Source organism: Acetobacter senegalensis, from assembly GCF_001580995.1.
GTDB lineage: Bacteria > Pseudomonadota > Alphaproteobacteria > Acetobacterales > Acetobacteraceae > Acetobacter > Acetobacter senegalensis.
Genome location: NZ_LHZU01000047.1, coordinates 1 through 2,569, shown reverse-complemented (window position 1 = coordinate 2,569; position 2,569 = coordinate 1). Strand labels below are relative to the sequence as shown.

General features: G+C 59.9%; 3 protein-coding genes. All 3 read left to right on the top strand.

Going from position 1 to position 2,569, the window contains the following annotated elements:
- The coding region (locus tag AD948_RS18465; RefSeq protein ID WP_211264409.1) for a hypothetical protein at positions 1–193 on the top strand (193 nt) is incomplete at its 5' end.
- Between the two features lie 82 nt (positions 194–275).
- A complete protein-coding gene (gene hemC / locus AD948_RS00335) occupies positions 276–1,346 on the top strand; it encodes a hydroxymethylbilane synthase (RefSeq protein WP_006558793.1) in 1,071 nt (356 codons plus the stop codon).
- 12 nt (positions 1,347–1,358) lie between these two features.
- A complete protein-coding gene (locus AD948_RS00330; RefSeq protein ID WP_248845857.1) occupies positions 1,359–2,216 on the top strand; it encodes a uroporphyrinogen-III synthase in 858 nt (285 codons plus the stop codon).
- The last annotated feature ends 353 nt before the right edge of the window (positions 2,217–2,569 follow it).

Sequence of the window (2,569 nt, the reverse complement as noted above, 5' to 3'; positions counted from 1 at the left end):
TGAATTTGAAAGGTTCATGGTTTTTTCAGGATATGCCGGGGAAGAGACATGTGAGGATTATGGTATGGTCGCGCTGTTCGGCGGGATGCCAGAAGCCTTTGTGGCGAGGTCTCTCCCGTATTTTTCAGATGTGCCGTATAAAGGGCTGGCAAAGCGTTGCGTGGCCGAAATGTCGCGTGGCGTGGCGGTGTAGCCACCGGGGGCGCAAAGTTTTCAGACCTGCCGGGCATCATGGCTGCTTGTCCTTTCATCGTTCCCGGTAATAGACACAACTCATGGACTCAGCCTACCCCTCCGTATCCGCCCCCTCGTCCGCGCTGCAGAAAGTTGCGGCTGAAGCGGCGGCCCGACAGAAAAAGACAGCAGGGCACGCTGCCCGCCGTCATCTGCCCCTCCGTGTTGGAACCCGCGGGTCTCCCCTTGCGCTGGTTCAGACGCGCGCGTTCCTGACCATGCTTACGCGTTTCTGCCCGGTGCTGCGTGATATGGGTGCGTTTCAGGAGCACCAGATCAACACCACGGGCGATCAGGTGCAGAATAGGCGGCTGGCTGAAATTGGCGGTAAGGGCCTGTTTGCCAAGGAAATCCATGAAGCCCTTTCCGATGGGCGGATTGATTTTGCCGTCCATAGCCTGAAAGACCTTGAAACCGATCTCCCGCCCGGTCTGGTGCTGGCCTGCACATTGAAGCGCGAAGATGCGCGTGATGCGCTGATCCTTGGTCCTGACCTTGTGCAGACAGATCCGGATGATCCGTATTCCGCTCTGCCGCAGGGTGCATTGGTGGGCTGTGCATCCGTGCGGCGGCAGGCACAGATGCTGCATGTGCGGCCAGACCTGCAATTTGGTCTGCTGCGGGGTAACGTGCAGACGCGAATCGATAAACTCGCCGCACGCCAGTGTGACGCAACGCTTCTGGCGCTGGCCGGGCTGCGCCGTCTGGGCATGGCGGAGCGTGCAGATATTGTGCTGGACCCCACCGTAATGGTGCCTGCTGCGGGGCAGGGGATTGTGGGCGTTACGGTGCGTGAAGACGATATTGAGCTGCGTGAATTGCTGGCAGCCATTGAGGATTATGAAGCCCGCGCCGTGGCCACAGCCGAACGCGCGTTGCTGGCCGAACTGGATGGGTCCTGCCGCACCCCCATCGGCGGTTATGCACAGCTTATTCCCGTTGTGGCGGGGGAAGAACCCAAACTGCACCTGACAGGCCTTGTGGCGCGGGAGGATGGGTCCTTCCTGCTCAAGCGGGCTATTAGCGGCGCGCCGGAAGATGCCGCCTACCTTGGCCATGAACTGGGCAAAAGCCTGCGGGCAGATAGCCCGGATGACATTTTTGAGGAATGAGGAGGCTGTGTTTTGACAGCCTCTTCCTCACGGAAAAAGGCTGCCAGAGGCCGCGTGCCCTTCAATGTCGAGACTGAAGAGGCCAGCCTGCCAGAAGGGACCAGCGGGACCAACGCTTCCTACGGTTTAAAAAAAGGCGAGCCAGAAGACGTTCCTGCCCGCCATTCCACCGGTGTGATTGTGACCCGGCCAGAACCAGGCTTGTCCGAGACAATGGCTGCCGTTCAGGCGGCTGGGTGGCGCGCGTACTCTTCCCCTTCCTTGGAAATTCTGCCTCGTATCGTGCCGCCTTTGCGCCGGAAGATACAGGCGGTTGTGCTCACCAGCGGGCAGGCTGTGCCCTCCGCCGGGCAGGCTGTGCCGCTTGATACACCCGTTTATGCGGTGGGTGATCGCACTGCACAGCGCGCGCAGGCGGCGGGGTTTGCGCATGTGGTCAGTGCTCAGGGGGACGCAGATGCCTTGGCAACCTTGCTAAGGGACGCTCTGACACCACAGGCCGGGTTATTGCTGTTGCTTTCAGGTGCAGGGCAGGGGACGGGCTTGGCTGCGGACCTCAGACAGGTCGGGTTCCGGGTCGTGCGGCGCGTGGCGTATGAGGCTCGTCCTGTGCATGAGATGTCAGCCGAGGTTCAGCGCGTGCTGGCCGCAGGACAAATCAGCCATATTCTGTTTTTTTCCGCCGAGAGCGTCCGGGGGTGGCTGAAGGCTCTTCCCGGTTCTCTGCTGGCTCAGGCGGCGGCCACCACGGCGATCGTGATGTCTGATGCAGCAGAAGACATCCTCCGTCATGCTGGGTGGCAGGATGTGCGTGTCGCCACACAACCTAATGCTGCAGCACTTCTGCTCGCCTTGGGGGCGTGCAGGTAGGGAGTAACGCAGGTTCCTTCCTATCGCAGGTTTGTTTCTTCATCTTCTTCCGTCTGTCGCCAGCTTTCTTAACAGCTTAGCCGCGCTTTCATTTTCGCTTCAGGTGAAATCGAAAAGCCAGTGCCTGATGCAGTGTCAGCATCGGGAGGGCAAAGATGGGAGCGCCTGTAAACTGGATGGGAGCAGCCCCGAACGGTTCCTGTGCTGCCACGTAGTCTTCTTCCGTAAAAAGCGTCTCTCAGGTGAGGGTATGGGATGTCGCGGGAAGACCGCTCAAAAGGTTGAACAGGCAGGACAGATACGGGATTTTTGAGGCGGAAAGGCGGAAAGGCGGAAAGGCGGAAAGGCGGAAA

Bases quoted from the DNA above. Each gene is read 5' to 3' on its own strand.
- hemC (WP_006558793.1), top strand. From the start codon at position 276: ATGGACTCAGCCTACCCCTCCGTATCCGCCCCCTCGTCCGCGCTGCAG.